18 protein-coding genes are annotated in these 18070 nt (G+C 60.8%); 7 read left to right on the top strand and 11 right to left on the bottom strand.

All coding sequences use genetic code 11. The features are described from left to right. Positions 1-170: 170 nt before the first annotated feature. Positions 171-881 carry an MBL fold metallo-hydrolase gene (locus AC1DYF_RS23510; RefSeq protein WP_477879190.1) on the bottom strand — a complete coding sequence of 237 codons (711 nt, stop codon included), beginning with the start codon at positions 879-881 and terminating at the stop codon, positions 171-173. A 10-nt stretch (positions 882-891) separates the two neighbouring features. After that, entirely contained in the window at positions 892-2130 is a 1239-nt protein-coding gene (locus AC1DYF_RS23515; protein ID WP_477879191.1) for an ROK family transcriptional regulator, read from the bottom strand. A 250-nt stretch (positions 2131-2380) separates the two neighbouring features. On the opposite strand from AC1DYF_RS23515, the gene AC1DYF_RS23520 reads away from it, so the two are divergent. From AC1DYF_RS23520 to AC1DYF_RS23535, 4 genes are all read left to right on the top strand, one after another. Next, positions 2381-3421: a substrate-binding domain-containing protein gene (locus AC1DYF_RS23520; RefSeq protein ID WP_477879192.1), complete on the top strand. Its 1041-nt coding sequence runs from the start codon at positions 2381-2383 to the stop codon at positions 3419-3421. A gap of 199 nt (positions 3422-3620) precedes the next feature. Further along, entirely contained in the window at positions 3621-4937 is a 1317-nt protein-coding gene (locus AC1DYF_RS23525; RefSeq protein ID WP_477879193.1) for a sugar ABC transporter permease, read from the top strand. Between the two features lie 21 nt (positions 4938-4958). Beyond that, positions 4959-5747, top strand: coding sequence for an ATP-binding cassette domain-containing protein (locus tag AC1DYF_RS23530; RefSeq protein WP_477879241.1), 789 nt, complete (start codon positions 4959-4961; stop codon positions 5745-5747). A gap of 381 nt (positions 5748-6128) precedes the next feature. Then, the gene (locus AC1DYF_RS23535) at positions 6129-6353 is read left to right on the top strand and encodes a hypothetical protein (protein ID WP_477879194.1); all 225 of its coding nucleotides are present in this window, start codon (positions 6129-6131) and stop codon (positions 6351-6353) included. Between the two features lie 39 nt (positions 6354-6392). On the opposite strand, the gene ggt is transcribed toward AC1DYF_RS23535, so the two are convergent. Continuing rightward, entirely contained in the window at positions 6393-8135 is a 1743-nt protein-coding gene (gene ggt / locus AC1DYF_RS23540) for a gamma-glutamyltransferase (RefSeq protein ID WP_477879195.1), read from the bottom strand. A 130-nt stretch (positions 8136-8265) separates the two neighbouring features. On the opposite strand from ggt, the gene AC1DYF_RS23545 reads away from it, so the two are divergent. Continuing rightward, positions 8266-8646, top strand: coding sequence for a DUF427 domain-containing protein (locus tag AC1DYF_RS23545; protein ID WP_477879196.1), 381 nt, complete (start codon positions 8266-8268; stop codon positions 8644-8646). Here the strand turns inward: AC1DYF_RS23545 and AC1DYF_RS23550 are convergent. From AC1DYF_RS23550 to AC1DYF_RS23565, 4 genes are all read right to left on the bottom strand, one after another. Further along, complete coding sequence (locus AC1DYF_RS23550; RefSeq protein ID WP_477879197.1) at positions 8643-8849, bottom strand: hypothetical protein; 207 nt, start codon at positions 8847-8849, stop codon at positions 8643-8645. The two genes, AC1DYF_RS23545 and AC1DYF_RS23550, sit on opposite strands and share 4 nt — an antisense overlap. A 253-nt stretch (positions 8850-9102) precedes the next feature. Next, entirely contained in the window at positions 9103-9777 is a 675-nt protein-coding gene (locus AC1DYF_RS23555; RefSeq protein WP_477879198.1) for an amino acid ABC transporter permease, read from the bottom strand. A gap of 291 nt (positions 9778-10068) precedes the next feature. Further along, entirely contained in the window at positions 10069-10866 is a 798-nt protein-coding gene (locus AC1DYF_RS23560) for an ABC transporter substrate-binding protein (RefSeq protein WP_477879199.1), read from the bottom strand. Between the two features lie 191 nt (positions 10867-11057). Further along, positions 11058-12353: a cysteine desulfurase-like protein gene (locus AC1DYF_RS23565; protein ID WP_477879200.1), complete on the bottom strand. Its 1296-nt coding sequence runs from the start codon at positions 12351-12353 to the stop codon at positions 11058-11060. A 324-nt stretch (positions 12354-12677) separates the two neighbouring features. Here AC1DYF_RS23565 and AC1DYF_RS23570 point away from each other — a divergent pair, with 324 nt between their 5' ends. Next, positions 12678-13169 carry a hypothetical protein gene (locus AC1DYF_RS23570; RefSeq protein WP_477879201.1) on the top strand — a complete coding sequence of 164 codons (492 nt, stop codon included), beginning with the start codon at positions 12678-12680 and terminating at the stop codon, positions 13167-13169. A 36-nt stretch (positions 13170-13205) separates the two neighbouring features. On the opposite strand, the gene AC1DYF_RS23575 is transcribed toward AC1DYF_RS23570, so the two are convergent. The 4 genes from AC1DYF_RS23575 to AC1DYF_RS23590 form a co-directional block, all read right to left on the bottom strand. After that, entirely contained in the window at positions 13206-13886 is a 681-nt protein-coding gene (locus AC1DYF_RS23575) for a GntR family transcriptional regulator (protein ID WP_477879202.1), read from the bottom strand. Positions 13887-13921: 35 nt separating this feature from the next. Continuing rightward, positions 13922-15007, bottom strand: coding sequence for an LLM class flavin-dependent oxidoreductase (locus AC1DYF_RS23580; RefSeq protein WP_477879203.1), 1086 nt, complete (start codon positions 15005-15007; stop codon positions 13922-13924). Positions 15008-15071: 64 nt separating this feature from the next. Next, entirely contained in the window at positions 15072-16295 is a 1224-nt protein-coding gene (locus tag AC1DYF_RS23585; RefSeq protein ID WP_477879204.1) for a TIGR03862 family flavoprotein, read from the bottom strand. A 53-nt stretch (positions 16296-16348) separates the two neighbouring features. Continuing rightward, the gene (locus tag AC1DYF_RS23590; protein WP_477879205.1) at positions 16349-16630 is read right to left on the bottom strand and encodes a hypothetical protein; all 282 of its coding nucleotides are present in this window, start codon (positions 16628-16630) and stop codon (positions 16349-16351) included. Between the two features lie 161 nt (positions 16631-16791). Here AC1DYF_RS23590 and AC1DYF_RS23595 point away from each other — a divergent pair, with 161 nt between their 5' ends. Then, positions 16792-18039 carry a class I SAM-dependent methyltransferase gene (locus AC1DYF_RS23595; protein WP_477879206.1) on the top strand — a complete coding sequence of 416 codons (1248 nt, stop codon included), beginning with the start codon at positions 16792-16794 and terminating at the stop codon, positions 18037-18039. The last annotated feature ends 31 nt before the right edge of the window (positions 18040-18070 follow it).

Consider the following 18070-nt stretch of genomic DNA (forward strand, 5'->3'; position numbering starts at 1 on the left):
GCTGCTCGCCTTCAAATTTCCTAAAACTGGTAATAAATCGGTAACAATTGGCAGTTATCCTTTAACCATTCCGATCTTGGCGACCACGGATGAACTGGCGCGGATGGATCGGGAGCCAGGGAGGTCAGGCAAATGCCTGGCCTTTTTTGCGTGTTGGGCCGGGGAAGTCGTCAGCCGCCGCGCGAGGCGATATAGGCTTCGGCGATTTCCCGCATCCGCTTCCTGTCGAAATCCGGGCCGTGGCCGCCGTAGCCGACCGCAATGTCCAGTTCCACTAACCTTTTCATGGTCCCGAGATAGGACGCGACGTTAGACGTTGGCACGTCGTCGACGATGCCACCGTCATACATGGCGTCGGCGCTGAAGAATTCGCCATTGTGTTCGTCGAGCAGTGCGATCGATCCGGGCGAGTGGCCGGGCAGGTGCAGGACGGTGAATTTCCGATCGCCCAGATCGACCACGTCACCCTCGTCGAGGAATTCTGTCAACGGTGCCGGGACGATGCGAAAGTCGTCCATGGTCCAGCTGGGATAGGGGAGGGTGTCGACGGCGCCTGGCTGCCGGCGGAACCAGGATTCGACCGTGCCGTCATCATCGAGATTGGCGAATGTGTCGGCCTCCAGGCGATGGCCGGCGCGGCGGGCATAATCGTGAAAGCTGCCGATATGGTCGACATGGGCATGCGAGGCGATGGCGAGCACCGGATGGCCGTCCGCCGGCGACACCTCCGTCAGGCTCTTGATGCTGACGCCGAAGTCGAGCTGGATATCGAAATCGCGGCCTTTGATCCGGTAGAGATTGGCGCGGTAGAAGCTGTGGACGGGCTTCTCGATGAAGCGCTGGACCCCGGGATTGACCGGTTCCGTTTGAAACCAGGGCATCATGCACTCCTCACGGCATGGATGCAGCCGGCTCGCGCGTCTCGCCCTGCGCCGGCATGGTCTGGTCGAGGAAGACCAGCGCCCGCATCAGCGCGCCCTCGCGGATCAGCGCGCGATAGTCGAGATAGCTGTCGATGATGCTCATCACCACCGGCAGCCCGAAGCTGGTCTTGGAGAGTTCGTCCTTGATGCTGTCCATCATCAGATCGAGAAAGGCGACGCCCGGCCCGGTAAAGGCGAGGGGCAATTGGTCGAACATGGTGAAGAGGTTCGAGAGACCGGTGCCGATGGCGCGGCCGGCTTCGCGGAAGGCGCGCCGTTCCGGCCCGTCGCCGGCGCGCGCCTTGGCAGCGAGCAGCGCCAGCGCATTGTCCGGCAGTTCGTCCTCGACCAATATGTCTTCGTCGATGCAGGACGCGGCCCGCCATATGGCGTTGACGCCGGCATAGGCCTCGATACAGCCGCGCCGGCCGCAGCGGCAGATCGCACCGTCAAGCCGATAGCATGTGTGGCCGAACTCCACGGCCGACGAGCGGACGCCGGAAAACAATTTGCCGTTCAGATAGAGTCCCATGCCGACGCCGACGGAGAGCAGAACGGTGGCGAAATCCGAGCCGTAGCGATCCGGCGCCTTCCAGCGCAGCGCTTCGGCGATCATGTTGCTTTCGTTGGCGATCTCRACGCTGGCGCCAAATTCCTTCTGTAGCGCTGCACCAAGATCGACATTGGAGGTCACCGTCACCGGCGAGGACAGCAGCGTCTGCCCCCCGGCGTCGACAATGCCTTCAGCGCCGATGGCGATACGGCTGAGCGGGGCGCGATTGGCAGGCTGGGCCTCGAGCAGGCGTCTGAGCGGCGCGACCACGGCGGCGCAGAGTTCGTCCGCGCTCATGTGGTGCGTGGGGGTGTGCACGGTCACCTGACCGATCGCCGAGCCGGCATAATCGGCCAGTCTGATCTCGACCGTATCCAGGCCGAGGAAGATCGCCGCCACTGTGGCATGCGTCGGATTGGGCGACAGCCTGACCTGCGGCCGGCCGCGGCGAGCGCCGGCAAAATCGCCGACCGTCTCGGCCACCAACGCGCCGCGTTCGAGCAGGCTGTTGGTAATGACAGTCACGGTGGAGGCCGACAGCCCAGTCAGCGCGCTGAGATCGGTACGCGACAACGAACCCTGGCGCCGAAGCGCCATCAGCACGCCGAATTGGTTTTGACGCCGGACGTCGTCCTGACGTACGAACAGGGACAAGCAGGTTCCTCCCATTTGTACGATTATTTCCGCGTCGCAATAGCGTCAAACAGTGCGCCGCAACAGCAAACTCACGTACTCTAATCGATTTGAAAATCATTCTTGACATGGAACACGATGTGAGTCACTCCTTTTTTCGAACCTCGAAAAAAAGAGGCTCACAAGGGTTTCGCCCGGTGTGTGCGTCAGGAGTGGGCATCGGGGACAGGGACCGCAATTTTGTTGATGCGATCCGCATCGGGAGGACAAGATGAAGAAACTTGCGATTGCGCTTGCGAGCGCCGTATTTGCGTTGTCGCTTGCCGGGCCGGTTCTGGCCAAGGGCAAGACGATTGCCGTCTCCTGGAAGATTTTCCAGGAAGAGCGTTGGAAGACTGACGAAGCCGTTATCAAGAAGATCGTCGAAGACAATGGCGACAAGTATATCTCTGCCGATGCGCAGGGTTCGGCCGCCAAGCAGCTGACCGACATCGAATCGCTGATGTCGCAGGGTGCCGACGTTCTCCTGATTTGCCCCTGGGACTCGGAAGCCATCATGCCGGCCGTCGAGAAGGCTGCCTCCGAAGGCATCCCGATGATCGCCTATGACGTGCAGATCGAGCATCCCGCCGTTCTCTACATGACCTTCGACAACGTGGGCGTTGGCCGCCTGATGGCCAAGGAAGTGCTCAAGGTCAAGGATTCCGGCAGCTTCGCCATCATCAAGGGCGACCCGGGCGATCCGAACGCCACCTTCCTCTACAACGGCATGATGGAAGTGCTGAAGCCCTCCATCGACAGCGGCAAGATCAAGATCGTCGGCGAGGCTTCGTCTGATGGTTGGAAGCCGGAAAATGCCCAGAAGAACATGGAACAGATCCTGACCGCCAACGACAACAAGGTCGATGCGGTTCTGTCTGAAAACGACGGCATGGCCGGCGGCGTCGTTGCTGCCCTCCAGGCCCAGGGTCTCCAGGGTACCACCCCGGTCACCGGCCAGGACGGCGACAAGGCCGCTCTGAACCGCGTCGCGCTCGGCACCCAGACCGTGTCGATCTGGAAGGACTCGCGCCAGCTCGGCAAGCTCGCCGCTGAAGCAGCCCTGATGCTCGCCGACGGCAAGACGATGGACCAGATCCCGAACGTCACCAAGTTCAAGGATGGCGCCCGCCATGTCGAGATGAACGCGGTCCTGCTGACGCCGGATCCGATCACCAAGGCCAACCTGAAGGACGTCATCGACGCCAAGTGGGTCGACAAGGCCACTGTCTGCGCCAGCGTGCCAGCCGGTTCGGTCGACGCCTGCAAGTAATTGCTGGAACGACGGTAATATCGTGCGCCGCCTTTGAGAAAAGGCGGCGCATTTTTCAAGGAATGAGGCCGGGAGAACCAGTGGTGGCGGATCACGGAAAGTTCTTCGTGCTAACAATAAGTATGCTGGACAAATCACGGGGTCCGGCGGACAATTTCGACAGAGAGACTGACGTCTCGGGGTTTGGGGAGGCGATCCAATGGCCCAAGTGCAGGTAACGAGCGGCCCGACGCTTGTGAGTGAAGGTCCAATCAAGACATTTCTGAGGGCGACGGAAGTCGATATGCGCATGCTGGGCATGATCGCAGCGCTGATCGTCATCTGGCTCGGCTTTGACCTCTACGGCTATATCTTTAACGGCTTCGGCGCCTTTATCACCTACCGCAATCTCTGGAACCTCTCGGTCCAGACCTCTTCGATCACCGTCATGGCGACGGGCATGGTGTTGATCATCGTCACGCGCAACATCGACCTGTCGGTCGGTTCCATGCTTGGCGCGACGGCGATGATCATGGGGATACTGCAGGTCTGGGTCCTGCCRAAATATCTTGGGCTCGACAATCCGACGACCTGGATCATCACCGTCATCGTCGGCCTGATTATCGGCACGCTGATCGGCACTTTTCACGGCTTCCTGATCGCCTATCTCGAGATTCCCTCCTTCATCGTAACGCTTGGCGGCATGCTGGTGTGGCGCGGCGTCGCGTGGCTTCTGGCGCGCGGCGAGACGATCTCGCCGCTTGACCCGACATTCTCGCTGATCGGCGGCGGCCCTTATGGTTCGATCGGAGCCTCTGCAAGCTGGGTCCTCGCCGTGATCGCCTGTATCGGCGTGGCGTTCAGTCTCGTGTCGGCGCGGCGGCAGCGCTCGCGCTTCGGCTTTCCGATGCGGCCGATCTGGGCCGAGTATCTGATCGGCATCGCCAGCGCCGTCGTTATCCTGGCGGCGACCTGGACCGTGAACCACTATTACTGGCCRAAGGGCATCGTTCGCGAATATGCCAAGGAGCACAATATCGATCCCGCGACGCTGGTGGATATCGGTCATGGCTGGGCGATCCCGGTTCTGATCGCTCTGGCCGTCGTCATGATCATGACCTTTGTCACAACACGCACGAAATTCGGCCGCTATGTCTTCGCAACAGGCGGCAATCCCGAGGCTGCCGATCTCGCCGGTATCAACACCAAGCGTCTGACGATGCTGATCTTCTCGGTGATGGGGCTGCTGGTCGGTATTTCGGCCTGCATTTCGTCGGCGCGCCTGCGTGCATCGACGGCCGATCTTGGCCGGCTTGACGAACTCTATGTCATCGCCGCGGCGGTTATCGGCGGCACGTCCCTGGCAGGCGGCTCCGGCACGATCTACGGCGCACTGATCGGCGCCCTGGTGATGCAGTCGCTCTATTCCGGCATGTCACTGATCGGCTTCGACGTCTCGATCCAGAGCCTGGTCGTTGGCGCCGTGCTCGTCTTCGCCGTCTATGTCGACAATCTCTATCGCCGCCACGCCAAGTAAGGAGGATCTCAAATGACTGCAATGTACCAGAGGCCCTCCGGCACACCGCTCGTCGAGATGAAGGACGTCTCGATCGCCTTCGGCGGTATCCGCGCCGTCGATCACGCTTCCGTGGACCTGTTCCCCGGCGAGGTGGTGGCGTTGCTCGGCCATAACGGCGCCGGCAAGTCGACGCTGATCAAGGCGCTGTCCGGCGCCTATCACCGCGACCATGGCGATATCCTGATCAATGGCGAGGTAGCGGCGATTCACAATCCGCGCGACGCCAAGGCCTATGGCATCGAGACCATCTACCAGACGCTTGGTCTTGCCGACAATGTCGACGCGGCTGCCAACCTCTTCCTCGGCCGCGAGATCCTGACCAAATGGGGGACGCTCGACGACGTCGCCATGGAGGCAGAGGCGCGCAAGGTGATGGGGCGCCTCAACCCGAACTTCCGGCGCTTCAAGGAGCCGGTCAAGGCGCTCTCCGGCGGCCAGCGGCAATCGGTGGCGATTGCCCGCGCCATCCTGTTCAACGCCCGCATCCTGATCATGGACGAGCCGACGGCGGCGCTTGGGCCGCAGGAGACGGCGCAGGTCGGCGAACTGATCAAGGAGTTGAAGAAAGACGGCATCGGCATCTTCCTGATCAGCCACGACATCCATGATGTCTTCGACCTTGCCGACCGCGTCTCGGTGATGAAGAACGGCCGCGTCGTCGGCCATGCCCGCACCGAGCATGTGACCAAGGATGAAGTGCTGGGCATGATCATCCTCGGCAAATGCCCGCCGGCGGCGCAGCCCGGTCCGGGCGCCATCGCCGCCTGAGCATTGCGAGTCGCTTCAGCCAAACCGAAGGCGCGTCAGACCCGACGCGCCTTTTGTCATGATAATATTAACCATGTGAAGGGTTCACGCATGCGAATCACATGCGGTGATTCCGGCTTTGGACTGACAGATGTGAATTTTTCAAGACAAAGCACCGCCACGGCCAGTAGTTTTTACTGTTTGGATTCAATCCACTGGGTAAATCATCCCAAAAATAGTTTGAAATACGCCCCCATTGCTGCATCCTTTATGCGGCGGTGGACGGAGTGGGGGAGTGAAATGCGGCAAATGATCGTTTCACTAAAATCATCCCGATATAGATCAAAGAATTTTCAAAGCTTCCGGCGCAAGGTTGGCGAAACAATTGCTCAGGAGCCAATGATGGTTGTGGCTACATCCTTCTTGATCGGACTCACCACAGCGCTGCTGCGGTCGATGCTTGCCGTCATCCTGGTCGCCTTCCTGATCGCAGTCGTGTTCCTCGTGGCGTTGTTTGCCCATGGGGCGCTCTGGATCAATCTCCTTGTTGCCATTGCCTGTTTCAATGCCGGTCTGATTTTCATCATGGCCGCCTATGTCACTTACAGGCGCTTGCACTCGGCCTGAGCAGACAACATTGCTCTGAGACTTCCTTGATGGCCCCCATCAATAACCGATTGCCGCGCCGGAATAGGCGCGGCTATCCATCGCGCCGTTCAGTCTTGCGCCCTTGCCGTCCCTGATCTCGGCAAGGTCCTTGCCGCCGACCAGGATCCCGGCGGCCTGGCCCCAGATCGGCCAGTTCATGTCGACCTGGACAGTGTGGCCCATGGCGGACAAGGCTTTGAGCGTGTCGGGTGACAGCGCGAAAGGCTCCATCGCCACCTTTTCCGGCAGCCATTGGTGATGGATGCGCGGTGCGTCGATGGCTTCCTGGATGTTCATGCCGAAATCGACGACATTGATGATCGCTTCCAGCGTGATGGTGATGATGCGGGCACCGCCGGGGCTGCCGATCACCATGAACAGCTTGCCGTCCTTGGTGATGATGGTGGGGCTCATCGACGACAGCGGCGTCTTTTTCGGCGCGATCGCATTGGCTTCGCCCTGCACCAGCCCGTAGAGATTGGCGACGCCCGGCTTGGAGGTGAAATCGTCCATCTCATTGTTGAGCAGGATCCCGGTGCCCGCCGCCACGATGCCGGTGCCGAAGGAGCCGTTCAGCGTATAGGTGACGGCCACGGCATTGCCGTCCTTGTCGACGATCGAATAATGCGTCGTTTCGACGCTTTCGGCGAGGCCAAGCGGCTTCAGCTTCGGCGAGCTGCCGGCCTTGTCGGGGCTGATCGTGTCGCGAATTCTTTTCGCATAGGCCTTGTCGAGCAGGGCCGAGACCGGGTTGTTGATGAAATCGGGGTCGCCGAGCGCGGCGTTGCGGTCGACATAGGCATGCCGCATCGCCTCGATCATGTAGTGCACGGTCTCGGCCGAGGCCGGGCCGTATTTTTCCAGCGGATAGCCTTCGATTATGTTGAGGATTTCGCAGATGATCACCCCGCCCGAGCTCGGCGGCGGCGAGGAGATGATCTCGTAGCCGCGGTAATTGCAGCTTACCGGCTTGAGTTCCCGCACCCTGTATTGCTCGAAATCGGCCTTGGCGAGCAGGCCGTGCATGTTTTCGCTCGTCTTGACGATGTCGTCGGCGATCCAGCCTTTGTAGAAGGCGTCCGGTCCGTCCTTGGCGATCGCTTCCAGGCTCTTTGCCAGGTCCGGCTGCTTGAGGACATCACCGATCTGATAGGGCTTGCCGTCCTTGAAGAAGATGCCAGCGGCGGCCTTGTCCTTGGCGAGACGCACCGCACCGCCGGCGAGCGAGGCGACATCGCCCTGTTCGAGGCGGAAGCCATCGCGGGCATAGCGGATGGCGGTGGCCATCAGTTCGGCACGCGACTTGGTGCCGTATTTTTCGCGTGCGGTTTCCAGGCCCATGACCGAACCCGGCACGCCGACGGCGAGCATCGTGTCGGTGCTGAGCCCCTTCACCACATTGCCTGATTTGTCGAGATACATGGTCTTGGTGGCAGCGAGCGGCGCCCGTTCGCGGAAATCGAGGAAAGTGGTGCGGCCGTCCTTCAGCCGGACGGTCATGAAGCCGCCGCCGCCGATATTGCCGGCATCCGGGTAGACGACGGCGAGCGTATAGCCGACCGCCACTGCCGCATCCACAGCATTGCCGCCGTTCTTTAAAACGTCGATCCCGGCCTGCGAGGCGAGCCGTTGCGCGGTCACCACCATGCCATGCTCGGCCTCGACGGGAGCGGGGGAGGCGGCGTGTGTCGGGATGGCGGTCAGGATGAGGAGTGAAAGAGAAAGGACGGTGGTGCAGGTCGACTTGATGTGCCGGATCATGGCTATTCTCCCGATTGGACGGCGATGTCCAAAATAATGCCCATACGGCATCTGTCCAGCGGAAAGCTGCCTTGAACAGAGGGCATGATTACCTATGTCTGGCGTGTAATTTCGCTACGGAGATACGCACATGTCCGCCAAGCCGATCAAGATTCCCGGTCCCGACCATCCGATCACCATCGAGCCCAATCCTGCGAAAGTCGTCGTCCGCCTGAACGGCAAGACGATTGCCGAAACCAATGAGTCGCTGACGTTGCAGGAAGCGAACTATCCACCGGTGAGCTATATCCCGCGCAAGGATGTCGACATGTCGCTGCTCCAGCGCAGCACGCACGAGAGTTATTGCCCCTATAAGGGTGATGCGTCCTATTACAGCATTCCGCTGGGCGGCGAGCGCTCGGCAAACGCGATCTGGACCTATGAGCGTCCGTATGACGCGGTCCACGAGATCAGAGATTACCTGGCTTTCTATCCCAACCGGGTCGACAGCATCGAGGCGCGGGATCTCTAATCCTCGGCATCGAGCAATAGCGCAGTGCCGAGAAATCCCAATCCGAAGGGAGCACCCAGCGCGAAGACCTGAAGCCAGATGGCGAGGGGTTCGTGGTTCGAGGATGGCAACTGGCGCGCAAGCATGAGCGCCAGCGCCGTCGCGGCGCCGAGCAGAAAGCCCGTCGTGAAATTCGAAATCATAAATCTGATCAGCGCGGGCATCTGACGGTTCCTTGCAAACCGTAGAACTATCCGGAAGAGGCAGGGTTCCCTCGCAGGCGAGAACCAAAGCGGATTGCGCGCTTATGCGGGAAAATCCGGAATTGCCCAACATGGAGTGCACACCGCAATGCGACGTCTGGTTCACTGTCAGGCACTTTGGTTGTCGCAATTACGGCGCTGATCGGGCTCGCCTTTTTCACCGCCGATGAAGACGGTGAGTTGCAGCATGGCGACGTGCTTGTCTCATCAGCGATCAGCGATGCTTCTCCGCGGCGAAGCGTCTTTCCAGCAGGCTGACCAGTCGCACCATGGGCCAGAGGAAGAGAATGTAGATCACCGCCATGCCGATCAGCGGCGACGGGTTTGCATAAAAGGCCTGCGCGTCCTGCGCTTCCTTGAGCAGCTCCGGCAGCGCCACGGTCGAGGCGAGCGATGTGTCCTTGAACAGCGACACGCAGTTGGACGTGGTCGGCKGGATGACGATGCGGATCGCCTGCGGTAGAACCACCTTGCGCAGTGTGATCATGAAGGGAATGCCAAGGGCGGCGGCGGCTTCGAACTGGCCCTTCGGCACGCTCTCGATGCCGGAGCGGAAGACTTCCGCCGAATAGGCCGCCATGACCAGCGAGAAGGACAGGATCACGCATGTCCAGGACGACAGGTTGATGCCGATGAAGGGCAGGGCGTAGTAAACGAGGATCAGCACCACCAGGACCGGGGTAGCGCGGAAGATATCGATGTAGATAATCGAAAGGATACGGACCGGCTTCGGCGCATAGAGCCTGATGATGCTGACGAACATGCCGGCGGTGACGCCGATGGCGATACAGGCGATACCGAGCAGCAACGTGTTGAGCAGCCCACGCAGCAGAGCAGGGAGGGAAGCCCAGAGGACTTCGGTATTGAAGAAAGTGTCGACAAACGACATGGCCGCACCTCGGTAGGGGCTTAAGAACGCACCAGCTTAGTGCGGATAGGTGACGTTTAGAATGCGTTGCTTGGGCGAGGCCGTGCCTCGGAAACCCTGCTGGGCTCCTGAGCTCTTGTCGAAGGGCGGCCATCTCCCCTTGCGCCATATGCTATAGCCCTGCCCACAGAGGGAGAAGACTTGCGGCGCCATCCCGCCCCAATTGCCGCACTGTGGTTTGGCTCTGGCGCCCCTCCCCTTTGTGGGGAGGGGTTGGGGAGGGGCGTTGGCCCAAATACGACTGCTTGTCGTTCAGGGCGTCGGGATCGGCGCTTCCGTCACCGTCGAAGAGCCGGCCGGGGCGTCGTCGCCGAACCACGTCTTGTGGATCTTGGCCATCGTGCCGTCCTTCTTCATCGCGCCGATAGCGTCGGAAAGCTTCTGCAGCAGCTTGTGGTCCTTGGTCATCATCAGGCCGTACTGTTCGCCGGTCTTGATGTGATCCTTGACCGCCAGGCCCGTCATCTTCAGGAACAGGTATTGCATGCCTGGGACGTCGGAAATGGCCGCATCGACGCGGCCGGCGTTGAGGTCGAGCATGCATTCCTGCTGCGAGTTATAGCCCTTGATGTCGGCGAAGCCGTATTTGTCCTTGTTGTCCTTGGTCCACTTTTCGCCGGTCGAGCCGGAAAGCACGCCGATGGTCTTGCCCTTCAGGTCTTCGAGGCTCTTCAGCGGGCTGTCGGCCTTGGTGGCGATACCCATGTCGGAGTCGTAATAGGGCTGGGTGAAGGATTGCGACTTCAGGCGTTCCTTGGTGATGGTGATCGAGGAGATCGCCACGTCGATGCGGCCGGACGAGGTGGCGGCGAACAGCGCCTGGAAGCCATAATCGGCGACGTTGGTGGTCATGCCGATGCGCTTGGCGGCTTCGTTGACGATATCGACCTCAAAACCCTTGAACGTGCCGTCGGCATCCTTGTATTCGAAGGGCGGGTTGTTCGGATAGGATCCGACATTCAGCACGTCAGCCGCGAAAGCGGTAAATGCGACGCTGGACATGCCGATGGCGGCAGCCAAAGCGATGATGTTGCGACGGGTCAGATTCATTCTTTTCTCCCTCTGGTTATGACCGCCATATCCGGCGGCAACTGCCGTTCCGCGTTGCGCGGACCGTCATTCCTGTGCCGGCCAGATCGGCCGGCGAAGTTTTTCCCACCCTGTCGCGGAAGACCCTCAACCAACTAAAGCTGCAGGTTGTCGTCCGCGTCTCTCAAATCCACGGGGCCGGAAGCGCGCTGTCAAGCGCTCTTCTTCAGGCCCGCATTGGCGAGGATGTCGCCGAGTTCATCATCGAAACGGCTGATCTCCTCGACCTTGTTGTAATGCACCAGCGACACGCGGATGCAGCCAGTCTCCATGGTCAGGCCAAGTCGCTTCATCAGCCGCGGGGCGAACATGTGGCCATCACGGATGCCGATGCGGCGCTTGCCCATTTCCTCGGCCACATATTGCGGCGTCACGCCGGGCAGCGAGAAGCAGATGGTCGGCACGCGGCCGCCGAGTTTTGCCTCGTCGGAAATGCCGTAGATCCTGGCGCCGTGCTTTTTCAGCACGCGGATCATCTCGCGCGACAAGCCTTGCTCATAGTCGCGGATCGCGCCCATCGCGGCGGCCAACGCTTCGCGGCGCGAATGGCCGGAGCCCGCGAGGAAGCGGCGGCCGAGGTCTTCGAGATAGTGCACGGCGGCATTCATGCCAGCGACATTCTCATAGGTGAAAGTGCCGACCTCGATCTTGTAGGGCGGTACGTCGGGGATGAAATCCTCTTTGAAGGTCGGCAGCTTGACGAGCGCGTCGTAGCGGCCCCAGAGGAAGCCCATATGCGGCGAGAAATTCTTGTAGCCGGAGCAGACGAGATAGTCGCAATCCCAGGCCTGTACGTCGATCAGGCCATGCGGGCCATAATGGACGCAATCGAGGAAGACTTCGGCGCCAGCAGCGTGCGCCAGCTTGCCGACGGTGGTGACGTCGACGATGGTGCCGATCGAATGGGCGGTCACCGTGCAAGCGACGAGACGGGTGCGGTCGCTCAACAGCGGCTTCAGGTCTTCGGTATGGAGCGTGCCGTCCTCGTTCATCTTCCACCAGACGATTTTGGCGCCGTTGGCCTCCAGCGCCATCCAGGTGGCGATATTGGCGTCATGGTCCATGTCGGTGACGATGATCTCGTCGCGCTCGTCGAGCAGCTTTGCGATGCCGAGACTGACGAGGCGGATGAACGAGGTTGCGTTGAGACCGAAGGAGATTTCCTCGGGGCGATAGGCATTGACCAGCATGGCGACGGTTTCGCGCGCCTCGGCCAGATTCTTGTCGACGCCCTGGCTGTGCTCATATTTCGCCATCCGCTGGACGTTGAAATCGACGAGATGCTGGCTGACCGCGTCTATGACGGTCTGGGGCACCTGGGCGCCACCGGCATTTTCGAGAAAGATGAAATCGCCGGCCTTGCGGATCGCCGGGAACAGCGCCCTGATCTCATCGACGGGGAATTCGTTGCGGCCCGAAGTGCCGGATGCTGTGGCCGATGCGGTCATGATCGTTCCCTGTCGTGGCGGCAATTCTGACGGTGCAGAGTGGCCTTGAAATTTTGTTTTGATTATTTGATCACAAGATATTTGAAAGTTCAACTAAATTTTCCGAATGCATGATCACGTGTTGTTGCGGGGGAAAACCGGTAGCGTCCCGTGGCACCCCGGTCCCATGGAAACGCGGATTGATCGCTGGACATGGTGCTGTCATTAAGGTCATGCAAAAGACATCCGCGACGGCGATCTTCGGTTGGCCGGAACGTCTTCGCGGCGTAGAGCATCTGGTCAGTGTCCGTCGGACGACGGGACCCTGCGGCAACGGAGGAAAGCATGTCTGTTCAAGGTCTCAAGGTTTCACGCCGTTCGAAGCTCATGGCGTCGGCACTCGTTCTGATGGCGGCCGGCGTGCTTTTCGGCTCTCCCGCTTCCGCGGGATGCTGGTCTATCCTGAAGAGCCCCAAATGGACGGAAGTCCAGACGTCCCTCCATAAAGTCAAACTGTGCGAGGCGCTTCCCGCCGGTCCCAACCGGACGGACAAGCTGTCGATTTCCGACTTCGACGTCTGCGACGCACCCGGCGGCCTGCGCTTCCATGTCGAGGCGGCGCTGTCGTGCAAATCGAGCCCCAAGGGCCTGATCCAGATCACCGCGAAGGCGTCGGTCAAGGCGGATGTCGCGGTGGATATCGGTACCTGCACGGTGACCGAAGCCAAGATGGATCTTGGCGGCGACGCCGGAAAGCTACTGGCAGGCCAGCCCGGGTTCCAGCGCCTTGCCCAGGGGCTGGCGCAGGCTAAATTGTCGGAACTGTGCGGGAAGTGACCTTGCCTCGGATTGCGTGATTCGCCGTCCGTTTTTTCAGCACATCGCCTGCAGCAGCTTCTGTGTTGCCTGGATATCCTTGACCATCAGTGCGCCCGCCTGCTTCGCATCGCCGGCGCGAAAAGCATCGATCATATCGTAATGGTAGCCCGAATAGGGATGGATTTCGCCGGCGTCCCATTGCTGCGCCACGAGATTCGACAGCATGCGCATATAGGGGCCGAAGCGCAGCCAGAGCGTCTCGATGAGTTGCGGCAGGACCTCCGACCCGGACATGTCGTAGATCGAGAAATGGAATTCCTGGTTCTTGCGCAGCATGTCGTAGACCTTGCCGGTCTTACCCAGCGCCTCATGTTCCCCGGCGATTGCGAGGCAACGGCTGATGTCGGCCGGCTTCAGGCGCGGCGTGGCAAGTTCCGTTGCCAGGCCTTCGAGCGAGACACGGGCGATGCAGAGATCGTCGAGCCGGGCACGCGAGACGGGCGGCACGCGGGCGGAGCCGTTGCGGGCGATTTCCAGGCCGTTTTCGGCGGCGAGACGGCGCAGTGCCTCGCGCACCGGCATGTGGCTGGTGCCGAATTCGGCGGCCAGCGAGGCGATGGTGACGACCTGCTGCGGCTCGAACATGCCCCACATCAGCGCGTGGCGAAGCTGCTCGTAGACGCTGTCCTGCACCGTCACGCGTGACGAGACTTTTGTCAGTCCTGCCTCTTTCACCAGCCGCTCATCCTTTCGTTCGTTCTATTGCACGTTCAGTGGCGCAAGCCGGCTTTGCGCATCAATGGCAGCACGCTGTCGCAGAAATAAGGGAGTTCGTGGGTGTAATTGACGAAGGATAGCGCGATGCCGGAATAGCCTTTATCCGAGATTGCCCGCATCTCTTCAACAATCTTCTCCGGCGTGCCGACCAGCGGATAGCTGCCGGCGCCGCCGGCGAAGCGCTTGCGATAGCGGTCGTAGGAGACCGGATCGTGCGACTGGGAAAATTCCTTCTTGCCGGCCACGTGGATATCGACTGCAGCGGTGTCGGCCAGCGTCACGGCATAACGCTCGTAATAATCCTCGGCCTCGGCCTGGGTCGGGCGGCAGATGACGTGGCTCACCGTATAGACGCCCACCGGGCGGCCAACCTTGTCGGCGCGGGCGGAGATGTCTTCGACATGCTTTTCCGAGCCTTCGATCTCGGTGAAGGTGGTGAACAGATAGTCGCAATGGGCGGCGGCGAAATCGCGGCCGGGGCTACCGAAGGCGGCATTCATGGTCACCGGGCGCGGCACCTGGACGCTTGACGGCCGGCTGATGGCGTTTTTCAGCGTGTAATAAACGCCGTTGAAATCGAAGGGCTCGTCGGCATGATAGGCTTGCTCGATGACGCGGATCCATTCCGCTGCCTGCTCATAGCCTTTCTCGACCAGCGGCGTGCCGAACATGCCGAATTCCTTCGGGTTCCAGCCGCAGACGATGTTGAGGCCAGCGCGGCCATGGCTGACATGGTCGACGGTGGCTAGCGATTTCGCCGCATAGAGCGGATGGACGAGCGGCACATGCACGGTCATGAAAATGCCGATGCGCTCGGTGACGGCGGCCAAAGCCGAGGCCCAGGTAAAGGTTTCGAACGACCATTCGCGCACATGGTTCTTACCGCCGAAGCCAGCCCAGCGGGCAATGGGCAGGAAGAATTCCAGCCCGGCGCGATCGGCGATCTGGGCTGCGGTGACATTGTCGTCCCAGGTGGCTTTCCAGCGTTCGGGTACATCGGTGATCGCCAGCCCGCCATCGGCATTGGTGGAGAAGACGCCGAGCTTGAGCTTGTTGGGACCTTTCAACGGATGTGTCATGTGGCTCTCCCAGCGCTTTTGATCATTTGAGCACAGGCTAATCCAACGGCAGATTATTTCAAGCTTAAATCTTTCGGCCGAACCAAGCCTGGAGGCCATGCGCTGCGGCCCGGCCGGTGGCGAGGCAGGCGGTCAGCAGATAACCACCGGTCGGGGCCTCCCAATCGAGCATTTCTCCGGCAACGAAGGTGCCGGGCAGGGCAGTCAGCATAGAGTTGGCATCGATGGCGTTCCAGGCAATTCCGCCGGCCGAGGAAATGGCTTCCGCGATCGGGCGTATGCGGAGGAGGGGAATGGGCAGGGCCTTGATCCGATGAGCGAGCCAGGCGGGATCGGACAACCGACCGGGATCGCCGAGGGAGCCGGCCTCGCGGACGAGCGCTGCTTTCACTCCATCCAGTCCGGCCCCCTTGCGCAGGCGGTTGGAAAGGCTCTCTTTGGTCGGCTGTTTGGCGAGATCGCGCTTAAGGCGTTCTTCGCTGCGGCCCGGCGCGAGATCAAGGAGCAATTCGGCTCGGCCTTCGCTCGCCAGCCGGTCGCGCAAGCTTGCCGAATGGGCATAAACGAGGCTGCCTTCGATGCCGTGTTTCGAAATGACGAACTCGCCTGGTATGGTGCCCGTGGGGGAGGTCGCGGCCACGGATTTGACCGGAGTGCCGGCAAAGCGCTCGCGGAAAAGATCGCTCCAGGCGATGTCGAAGCCGCAATTGGCAGGCTGAAAATCACGGATGTCGACGCCCTTGTCCCGCAGCCATGGCAACCAGGCAGCGTCCGAACCCAGCCGCGGCCAGCTTGCGCCGCCGAGGGCGAGAACGGTAGCGTCGGGCTCGACGGTCTTGCGGCCTTCCGGCGTCTCGAAGACATGGGCATTGCCGTCGAAGCCGATCCAGCGATAGCGCCTGAAGATTGTCACGCCCTGTGCTTCCAGTCGCCCCAGCCAGGCGCGCAGCAGCGGCGACGCCTTCATCACTTCGGGGAAAACGCGGCCGGATGTGCCGACGAAGGTTTTTGCACCAAGTTCGTCGGCCCAGGTCCTGAGGTCATCCGGCGTAAAGGCGTCGAGGGCCGGACGCAGCCGTTTGGATGCCGCGCCGAAGCGGGCGGTGAAACGGGAAAAATCCTCGGAATGGGTGAGGTTGAGGCCGGATTTGCCGGCGAGCAGGAATTTGCGCCCGACGGTCGGCATGGCTTCGTAGACCGTGACGCGATGGCCGGACGCGGAGAGCACCTCCGCCGCCATCAGCCCTGTCGGCCCGCCGCCGATGATTGCAATGTCTTTTGTCGTCATGCCGGTGTCTTGGCGTGCCGCAGGACGGATTGCAACAGGCTATTTCATCGGCTTCAGCGGCTGAGCCGCCGGTGATTGGCCTTCACGGCCCTGCGRTATTTCGCCACCGAATGTTTGCCGACTGAATGCAGAGACTTGCCGGTGGCGAGCGCCAGCACATTTTCGAAGGCCAGCGCATGGGCGGTGGTGATCTTTTCGACCACCATGCGCTGCGCCTCGATGGTCGCGGCCGGGCCGCCGGTYGCGAGTTTCATCATCCTGAGCCCGATGACGAAGTTCGCTTCGAAGGCAAGGCGGGTCATGTCAGCGAACAGTCCGAATGGCGATTGTGGCATCATAGTCCCTTATCTCAGTTCATCCCCGGCGCTTGAACGACTTCGGTCCGGCGGCGGTTCCGTCACGCAACTGTGATGGCTGCGATGCGGCAAAATGATGTTGTCATCGTCTTTATGCGCCCCTAAAGCTCATGCTCATATTCATGAATGAAGGGCCGGACATGTATCTCCTCTCCCATATGATGAAAGCCTTCATCAAGAAAGGCCAATTGACGGTGATCGATGCCGACGGCAAGCGGCATGTGTTTGCCGGTACACCGGATGGTCCGAAGGTGACGATGCACCTGACCGACAGGAAGCTCTATCGCTCGCTGGTGTTCAATTCCGAACTCGCAGCCGGCGAAGCCTATATGAACGGCACGATGCGCTTCGAGGAAGGCTCGACGCTCCGGGATTTCCTGACGCTTTTCTCGGTCAACCGGCTGTCGCTCGGCTCCTATCCGATCCAGAAAGTCCTGCGTGCCATCCGCATGCGCTTCCGCAAACAGCAGCAGTCCAACCGCAGGGGCCAGGCGCAGCAGAATGTTGCGCATCACTACGATCTCGGCAACGATTTCTACAAGCTCTTCCTCGACAAGAACATGCTCTATTCCTGCGCCTATTTCCGCGCGCCGGATGAGACGTTGGAGGATGCGCAGCGCAACAAGCTGCGTCTGCTGGCCAGCAAGCTGCAGCTCAAGCCGGGCATGAAGGTGCTCGATATCGGCTGCGGCTGGGGCGATCTGGCGCTCTACCTCGCTTCGCTCGAAGAGGGTGTGCAGGTGCTTGGCGTGACGCTCTCCAAAGAGCAGCAGGCGCTGGCGACGGAGCGGGCGAAGAAGGCTGGCTTGGCCGACCGGGTCCGCTTCGAACTGCGCGATTATCGCGATGTCTCGGAAAAGTTCGATCGGATCGTCTCGGTCGGCATGTTCGAGCATGTCGGGGTGCATCACTACGACGAGTTCTTCAAGAAGCTCAATGCGCTGATGCATGATGACGGCATTGCGGTGCTGCATTCGATCGGCCATATGAGCCCGCCCGGCATGGCGAGCGCATGGCTGCGGAAATATATTTTCCCGGGCGCCTATTCGCCGGCTCTGTCGGAAGTGTTCAATGTCGTCGAGCAGAACCAGCTCTGGGTCACGGACCTGGAATTTCTGCGCGTCCACTATGCCACCACGCTCGCCCACTGGCACAGCCGCTTCGAGGCCAACCGCGCCAAGGTGGTCGAGATGTATGACGAACGTTTTGCGCGGATGTGGGAATTCTACCTGATCAGTGCCGAGATGATGTTCCGCACCGGCAGCCAGCTCGTTTTCCACATGCAGCTGTCGCGCAAGCGCGACGCGGCGCCGATCGTGCGGGACTATATCACCGATCAGCAGCGCGCCTATATCGACCGGGAAAAGTCGCTCAACCTGTCGATCTGAGATCACAGGTTGAGGCGACTTGGGTTGCTCA

This window comes from Rhizobium sp. P2_G9 (assembly GCF_056403475.1).

What these genes read in the sequence shown, in the direction of transcription:
- AC1DYF_RS23510 (WP_477879190.1), bottom strand. Translation starts at nt 881, where the DNA reads ATGCCCTGGTTTCAAACGGAACCGGTCAATCCCGGGGTCCAGCGCTTC.
- AC1DYF_RS23520 (WP_477879192.1), top strand. Translation starts at nt 2,381, where the DNA reads ATGAAGAAACTTGCGATTGCGCTTGCGAGCGCCGTATTTGCGTTGTCG.
- AC1DYF_RS23530 (WP_477879241.1), top strand. Translation starts at nt 4,959, where the DNA reads ATGTACCAGAGGCCCTCCGGCACACCGCTCGTCGAGATGAAGGACGTC.
- AC1DYF_RS23535 (WP_477879194.1), top strand. Translation starts at nt 6,129, where the DNA reads ATGGTTGTGGCTACATCCTTCTTGATCGGACTCACCACAGCGCTGCTG.
- ggt (WP_477879195.1), bottom strand. Translation starts at nt 8,135, where the DNA reads ATGATCCGGCACATCAAGTCGACCTGCACCACCGTCCTTTCTCTTTCA.
- AC1DYF_RS23545 (WP_477879196.1), top strand. Translation starts at nt 8,266, where the DNA reads ATGTCCGCCAAGCCGATCAAGATTCCCGGTCCCGACCATCCGATCACC.
- AC1DYF_RS23550 (WP_477879197.1), bottom strand. Translation starts at nt 8,849, where the DNA reads ATGCCCGCGCTGATCAGATTTATGATTTCGAATTTCACGACGGGCTTT.
- AC1DYF_RS23560 (WP_477879199.1), bottom strand. Translation starts at nt 10,866, where the DNA reads ATGAATCTGACCCGTCGCAACATCATCGCTTTGGCTGCCGCCATCGGC.
- AC1DYF_RS23565 (WP_477879200.1), bottom strand. Translation starts at nt 12,353, where the DNA reads ATGACCGCATCGGCCACAGCATCCGGCACTTCGGGCCGCAACGAATTC.
- AC1DYF_RS23570 (WP_477879201.1), top strand. Translation starts at nt 12,678, where the DNA reads ATGTCTGTTCAAGGTCTCAAGGTTTCACGCCGTTCGAAGCTCATGGCG.
- AC1DYF_RS23580 (WP_477879203.1), bottom strand. Translation starts at nt 15,007, where the DNA reads ATGACACATCCGTTGAAAGGTCCCAACAAGCTCAAGCTCGGCGTCTTC.
- AC1DYF_RS23585 (WP_477879204.1), bottom strand. Translation starts at nt 16,295, where the DNA reads ATGACGACAAAAGACATTGCAATCATCGGCGGCGGGCCGACAGGGCTG.
- AC1DYF_RS23595 (WP_477879206.1), top strand. Translation starts at nt 16,792, where the DNA reads ATGTATCTCCTCTCCCATATGATGAAAGCCTTCATCAAGAAAGGCCAA.